This is a genomic window from Rheinheimera sp., from assembly GCF_036568245.1.
Taxonomy (GTDB): Bacteria; Pseudomonadota; Gammaproteobacteria; order Enterobacterales; family Alteromonadaceae; genus Alishewanella.
Genome location: NZ_DATCSY010000360.1, coordinates 1 through 6928, shown reverse-complemented (window position 1 = coordinate 6928; position 6928 = coordinate 1). Strand labels below are relative to the sequence as shown.

At 51.6% G+C, this 6928-nt stretch carries 6 protein-coding genes; 2 read left to right on the top strand and 4 right to left on the bottom strand.

Translation table 11 applies throughout. The annotated features are described in order from the left end of the window. From VIN66_RS15985 to VIN66_RS15975, 3 genes are all read right to left on the bottom strand, one after another. On the bottom strand, positions 1–253 hold a 253-nt coding region (locus VIN66_RS15985; RefSeq protein WP_331924906.1), incomplete at its 3' end, for an alcohol dehydrogenase catalytic domain-containing protein. Between the two features lie 27 nt (positions 254–280). Beyond that, the gene (locus tag VIN66_RS15980) at positions 281–1654 is read right to left on the bottom strand and encodes a sigma-54 dependent transcriptional regulator (protein WP_331924905.1); all 1374 of its coding nucleotides are present in this window, start codon (positions 1652–1654) and stop codon (positions 281–283) included. Next, a complete protein-coding gene (locus tag VIN66_RS15975; RefSeq protein WP_331924904.1) occupies positions 1647–3515 on the bottom strand; it encodes an ATP-binding protein in 1869 nt (622 codons plus the stop codon). Before VIN66_RS15975 ends, VIN66_RS15980 begins: the two co-directional genes overlap by 8 nt. A gap of 277 nt (positions 3516–3792) precedes the next feature. On the opposite strand from VIN66_RS15975, the gene VIN66_RS15970 reads away from it, so the two are divergent. Both VIN66_RS15970 and cydB read left to right on the top strand, forming a co-directional pair. Further along, entirely contained in the window at positions 3793–5199 is a 1407-nt protein-coding gene (locus VIN66_RS15970) for a cytochrome ubiquinol oxidase subunit I (protein ID WP_331924903.1), read from the top strand. After that, complete coding sequence (gene cydB / locus VIN66_RS15965) at positions 5199–6242, top strand: cytochrome d ubiquinol oxidase subunit II (RefSeq protein ID WP_331924902.1); 1044 nt, start codon at positions 5199–5201, stop codon at positions 6240–6242. The genes VIN66_RS15970 and cydB overlap by 1 nt, the downstream gene beginning before the upstream one ends. A gap of 121 nt (positions 6243–6363) precedes the next feature. On the opposite strand, the gene VIN66_RS15960 is transcribed toward cydB, so the two are convergent. Further along, positions 6364–6928 (bottom strand): EAL domain-containing protein (locus VIN66_RS15960; RefSeq protein WP_331924901.1); only part of this gene is annotated, 565 nt, incomplete at its 5' end.

The following is a 6928-nucleotide window of genomic DNA, read 5'->3' as shown; positions in this document are numbered from 1 at the left end:
CACCCGGTTTAAACAGGCTGACATCTTCACCGACAGCCACCACTTCGCCGGCGGCATCCCAGCCCAGCACTTTATACTGACCCGCTTCAGGCTGAGCCCGCATGCGCACCTTAGTGTCTACCGGATTGACCGAAACCGCTTCTACCCGCACTAAGATATCCTGCCCACTAGCGGCAGGCTGGGGTAACTCAATATCCTGCAACGCTTTGTCATCTGTTGCTGGTAACGACTGCTGATAACCTACTGCTTTCATTGGTGTCTCCCTGATTTTTCGCCCACCTTATACGGCAAGCTGATAGCGGTCAATTTTCTTAAGTAATCCCTGACGCGACAACCCCAGCAGACGCGCCGCTTTGCTTTTGTTGCCACCGCTTTGCTGCATGGCCTGTTTAATCAATCTGATTTCAAGCGCCTGTACCGCTTCATCCAGCAGCAGGCTGTTTTCCTGCACAGTTGTCTGCGCGTTATGCAGCTGTGCGGCTGCAGCTTCAGGGTGCAGCAGGCTGATATCTGCCATGCTGATCACACCGTCCTGCGCTACAGCCGCCACGCTTTCCAGCGTATTCTTCAGCTCGCGGATATTGCCTGGCCAGTCCCGCTGTAAAAACCAGCTCAATGCCATGCTATCCAGCCGCACAGCCTGGCCATGTTGTTTCGACAACTGTTCCAGAAAGAACTGCAGCAACAACGGAATATCCTGGCTGCGCTCACTCAGTGCCAGAGTTTCAAGCGTAATACCCTTAATACGGTAATACAAATCCTCCCGAAACAAACCTTTTTTAACCAAATCAGGTAAATTTGCATTGGTCGCTGAGATCAGCCTGATATTAATTTTATGCTGCTCGCGTCCGCCCACCGGAAAGTAGGTACCCTCCTGCAGTACCCTTAATAGTTTCACCTGCATTGGCAGGGGCATTTCGCCAATTTCATCTAAAAACAGCGTGCCGGTATCCGCCAGTTTCAGCAGTCCCGGCCTGTCTTTATCAGCGCCGGTAAAAGCACCTTTGACATAACCGAACAACTCACTTTCCAGCAGGTCTGCCGGTATTGCACCGCAGTGCACTGACACAAAAGGCTTGTCAGAGCGCTGGCTTAGCTCATGCAGCGCGCGCGATATCACTTCTTTACCGGTGCCGGACGGGCCGGTTACCAGCACTCTGACATCGGTTGGTGCTATGCGCTGGATCAGTGTCCGCATGGCTTCCATTGCAGTGGACACACCAATAAGCCGCCCGGTGCCCCCCGCACTGACCTGTTGCTTTAACTGTTTTAACTCATTATCAAGCTGATGTTTATTCAAAGCGCGTTTGATAACCACTGCCAGCAAATCAGGGTCGACCGGTTTGGCGATAAAGTCCCAGGCCCCCCGGGCTATTGCATCAAGCGCCAGCTGCCGCTCAGCATGGCCAGTCAGAATGATAACGGGCCGGCTACTAAAGTCCGGCAACGCGTCCAGCGTATGTTGCGGGTCAAACTGCGGCGGCAATGACAAATCAAGCAGAATCAAATCGGCATCAAAGCCACCAAGCTTACTGCGGGCCATGTTCAGGTCAGCTGCGGTTTCAACCTGATATCCGCTCTGGTTCAGCCAGCTTTGTGCCAGTTGGCGAAACGCCGGTTCATCGTCTACCAGCAGGATCTTGCCATTACTCATTTTCTGTATCCTGTTGTTGATTAAAAAACTGCAGTACAAAACTCACAGGCCAGCCTAAATCTGAGCGGTGTTGTACCTTTGCACCATGCGCCTGCATAATGCGCCGCACAATAGCCAGCCCCAGGCCGCTGCCACCGGCGCGCTTACTGACAAAAGGCTGAAACAGGCCTGGCAGTTGCTCTGCTGGAATAGCCGGGCCGTTGTTATGTACAAATAACTGCACTTTGTCAGCATCAGTGCTGGCCGAAAGGTTTATTCTGGCGTGGCTTTTGTTGCGGCAAAATGCAAGAGCATTATCGAGTAAGTTGACGAAAACCTGCTGCAGCCGGTAACTGTCGGCCCATAACAATAACTCATCCGGAACGTCGAGCTGGCATTCAACCCCCTGCCAGTCTTGCTGACTCATCACGCTTTGCAGCATGGCTTTTACCGGCACCTGGCTGCACTGCAGTTGCAGCTGACCGGCGTAACTCAGCAAGTCTGCGATTAGGCGGTCGGCCCGCTTTAATTGCTGCTGAATATGCTGACGGGTATCCGGGGAAGTTGTTGCTGCGGCCATCGAAATAATATTCAGCGGGTTACGCAGCTCATGCGCCATGGCTGCAGATAAAGCGCCCAGTTCAACCAGATGTTGCTGGTCCAGCCTCTTGCGTTCAGCCTCCGCCAGTTTCAGGGATTGCTCCAGAATACGGCAGTTACTCAGCAATAAAGCAGCAAACACCTCACCCTGCAGCCGATAGCCGGGTGTAACATCGTCCCAGCCGGTCAGTTGATAAAACCAACCCTGCTCAGTGCGCAGACATTGAATATGCAACTGGCTGCCTTGCTGGCCGGCATCAGGCAAACGCACCGTAACCTTCTGTCGCAGCTGCGCAGACAGTAAAGCAGCCGCCAGCTCCGCCAGCGCCTGCCAGCTATCACACTGCTGAAGCTGTGAGCGCCAATGCGCGAGTAAAGGTTCACTTAACTGGCCACCGGGGTAAATCAGGCGACGGGCTAATGCCGCTATTGGCCGGTAACAGGCAGCCGACAATAACAACAATAACGCAGAATACAGCCAGAGCTGGCTGGCTGGCACAGCGGCAAGTGCCTGCATGCCAAGCTGCCCCAGCAAGGCACTAACCAAAGCCATCAGTGCCAGAACCAGTAACAGCATGCCAAGCCACAATAGCGCTTTATTGGCAAACGCATTAATCGCCAGTACCTGATAGCGCACTACGCCATATACCAAAAACAGCAAATAGCTTGGCAACAACAGCATCGGATAGGGATACCAGTTAAGGCCCAAAGACGGAAACACAAAACTGGTTGCCAGTAGTAACCCCCAGCCACCGGCCAGAAACATTGCGACAATAGAGCGGCGTTTATTGCCGCTGTGAATGCGCCAGCCATGCCAAAGTACCGCATGCGCGGCTACACCGAGCAACACGGTATAAAACAGGTTCAACCAACCAATACCGGCGAAAATAAAGAAGGCATCAAAACCTGCTGTTGCTGTAACAGCACCGCCGGCACCAAACCAGCTGGTCACAATTACCAGCACACTGACGCCATACAGCGCCGGCAGCAGACGATGCCATCGCGGTCGTATTTCAGCCGTCGGCGAGACAAACTGTAGTGCAAAATGCAGAAAAAACATCGGCATTAGCGGGTTTGCCAACACCAGCGCCACACCTACAGAGTGCCAGTTCTGCACTATAGCAATGTGCCCGCCACACCACAGCGCCATCATCGCTGCGAACCCCGCCAACGCGGGCATAGCCGGCTGGCGTTGGCCCTGTAGTAACAACCAGCCAGCTAATAATACTGCACAGCCGCTGGTCAGCATCATGCTGATTTCAAATACAAGCGTCAAAGGCACTGTAAACCTCGTTTACGAAATCATCTCACCAAAAGCGTAAACCAAGTTTACACTTAGCACAATAAAAATAAAATTCTCTATAAAATTCAATAATTAAAACTTATTAAACAAATAGTGGTCAGTATCTTGCTGTAACTTAACTGTCTGTAGTAATTGGTGTGAGAACTCAAGATGAATAGTAGTTTGCTGGTGACTGAAATGTTAGCTCTGTTACTGATGGTCAGCGTAGCGCTGATACCCGCAGTGTTTGCCACTCTCCGGCGTAAGGATAACTGATATGGAACTGGATGCTGCGCTGTTATCCCGCTTACAGTTTGCTTTTACTATCAGTTTTCATATTATTTTTCCGTCTATTACCATAGGCTTAGCAACGCTTATCGCGATATGGGAAGGGCTATGGCTAAAAACGGCCAATCCGGTTTATCTGCAACTGGCCAAATTCTGGATTAAACCCTTCGCCATTACCTTTGGTATGGGAGTGGTCTCTGGCATAGTGTTGTCGTACGAGTTCGGCACTAATTTTTCAGAATTTTCGCGTATTACCGGAGCAGTGCTTGGCCCGTTAATGGCATATGAAGTGCTGACTGCGTTTTTCCTCGAAGCCGGTTTTCTTGGCATTATGCTATTTGGCTGGCAACGGGTTGGGCCTAAGCTCCATTTTGTCTCCACTGTGGTAGTCGCCATAGGTACCTGGATCTCAGCATTCTGGATCATTGCAGCTAACTCCTGGATGCAAACACCAGCCGGACACCGCATTGTGGACGGCATATTTCAGGTAGACAGCTGGTGGCAGGTGATTTTTAACCCTTCTATGCCATACCGCTTTAGCCATATGCTGCTGGCAGCATTTATCACCGCCACTTTTGTCGTGCTGGCGACCAGTGCCTGGCAACTGCGTAACAGTGAACACAAGGCCATGGCGCGTAAAGGCTTGTCAATGACTCTATGGCTGGCATTGCTGTTAACCCCGCTACAAGCCTTTGTCGGTGACCTGCACGGCCTGAATGTCAAACATCATCAACCGGTAAAACTGGCGGCAATGGAAGGGATCTGGCCCGAACGTGAAGCCGGTGTGCCCCTGTTGCTGTTTGCTGTGCCGGATAAAGTTGCGGAAAAAAATCACTTTGAGCTGGCCATCCCTAAACTGGCCAGTCTGATCCTGACCCATGATGCAAACGGCGAGCTGGCCGGCTTAAAAGCTGTACCGGCAGCAGACAGACCAAATGTGCCGGTGGTGTTCTTTTCTTTCCGGGTGATGGTGGGTATTGGCGTATTAATGATCCTGGTCGCACTGACTGGCGCTTACCTGCGCTGGCGGGGCACTCTGTACCACAGCCGATGGTTTCTGACGTTCTGCAGTTACCTTGCCCCCAGCGGCATTATTGCCGTGCTTGCCGGTTGGTATGTGGTTGAAGTTGGCCGCCAGCCCTGGATTGTCTATGGCTTGCTACGCACTGTGGATGTTGTCACGCCGCTCCCCGCTGAACGCGTACTGTTCTCGCTGACACTGTTCGTGCTGACTTACAGCCTGCTATTCGGCGTTTATCTGTATTTTATGCGTAAGCTTATCCGTAAGGGCCCGCCGCCACTTGAGCAATTGCATCAACAACTGATAGGTGTCAAAGCGTCAGGTTATGCCGTCGCGCTGGCCAAACAACTTACCCCGGCACAGGAGCAAAAATAATGGAATTGCAACTGGGTTTACCGCTGTTTTATTTTCTGCTGCTTGGCTTTGCCATCTTAATGTATGTATTGCTGGATGGTTTTGATCTGGGGATGGGTATTTTGTACCCCTGGTTCAATACCGACGCCGAGCATGATCATTTAATGCGCTCCATTTCCCATGTCTGGGATGGTAATGAAACCTGGCTGGTATTTGGTGGCGTTATTCTGTTTGGCGCCTTTCCGCTGGCCTATGCCAGCATTGCCAGCTTGTTATACCTACCTATTATGCTGATGCTGATTGGCCTGATTTTCCGCGGCGTAGCCTTTGAGTATCGCTTCAAATCACACAGCTCAAAGGTCTGGTGGAACCGCGCTTTTGCAGCTGGCTCCAGCCTGGCAGCCTTTTGTCAGGGGTTAATGTTGGGTGTAATTGTGCAGGGTGTAGATGGCAATAGCCTGACCCAGTCCAGCCTGCAATGGCTGACGCCGTTCAGTTTATTTACGGCTCTGGCTGTTATGGCAGGCTACGCCTTACTGGCATGCACTTATCTGACCATGAAAAGCCGCGGTGCGATACAGCAAAAAGCCGCCCGTTACGGTCAGAGACTGCTGATTTTTGTCATGCTGGCGATGTTACTGGTAAGTCTGTGGACACTTTATCAGCAACCGGCTATCCGCAGCCGCTGGTTTGGAGGAGTTTATAGCCTGGTGTTGATGGTATTACCACTGCTGGCGGTACTGGCTGCGCGTTTGTTATTTCGCGATTTGGCAAGAGTACAGCGCCAGTTCGGCGCAGACCAAACCATCAATAACCGCCATGAGAGCCGGCCATTCTGGCTGTCTGCAAGTTTATTCCTGTTGGCGTTTGCCGGCCTGGTTGTTGGGCTTTATCCGTACTTACTGCCACAGCAGCTCAGTTTTTATACCGCTGCGGCACCCGATAGCAGCCTGAGCTTTATGCTACCCGGCATCCTGATTTTCCTGCCGTTGATCCTGGCATATACGCTGTGGGGTTATCATATTTTCCGCGGCAAGATAGAAGATTATGAGGAGGGCTACTAATGGCTGAAACTAAAAGACCCAACCCTATCCTGTGGTTTGTGGTGCTGTATCTTGGCGGTATTACCGCCCTGACAATCTTAGCCGGCCTGTTAAAAGCCGCCATGAGCCTGCTATAACAGCGTCAGTGTTTCCCAGCCTGTAAATACTGCATAAACTGCTCTGACGGCAAGGGTTTACTGTAATAGTAGCCCTGGCCGTACAGACAACCAAGCTCAAGTAAACTGGCCTGATGTGCTGCTGTTTCTATCCCTTCGGCAATCAGCTCGATATTCATCGACTGGCCAAGCGAGATAATCGTTTTGACAATTTCATAGTCACTTTTGTCCTGCAACATGTCTTTGACAAAAGACATGTCTATCTTCAGCACATCCACCTTAAACTGCTTTAAGTAAGACAGGCTGGAGTAGCCGGTGCCAAAATCATCTATCGCAATACGGATCCCCAAGGCACGGAATTTTCTCAGGATCTCAGCCGTGCGATCCGGGTTCTGGATCAGCGCCGTTTCTGTCACCTCCAGCTCAAGTAAATGCGCAGGCAACTGGCACTCCATCAAAAGCTGCTCTATCAACCACACCAGACCGGGGTCGGTAAACTGGGCCGCAGCAATATTGACCGATACTGGCAACGTTATGCCGGCAGCTCGCCAAGCTGCAGCTTGCTGACAGGATTTAATCATGACCGCTTTG

What these genes read in the sequence shown, in the direction of transcription:
- cydB (WP_331924902.1), top strand. Translation starts at nt 5,199, where the DNA reads ATGGAATTGCAACTGGGTTTACCGCTGTTTTATTTTCTGCTGCTTGGC.
- VIN66_RS15980 (WP_331924905.1), bottom strand. Translation starts at nt 1,654, where the DNA reads ATGAGTAATGGCAAGATCCTGCTGGTAGACGATGAACCGGCGTTTCGC.
- VIN66_RS15970 (WP_331924903.1), top strand. Translation starts at nt 3,793, where the DNA reads ATGGAACTGGATGCTGCGCTGTTATCCCGCTTACAGTTTGCTTTTACT.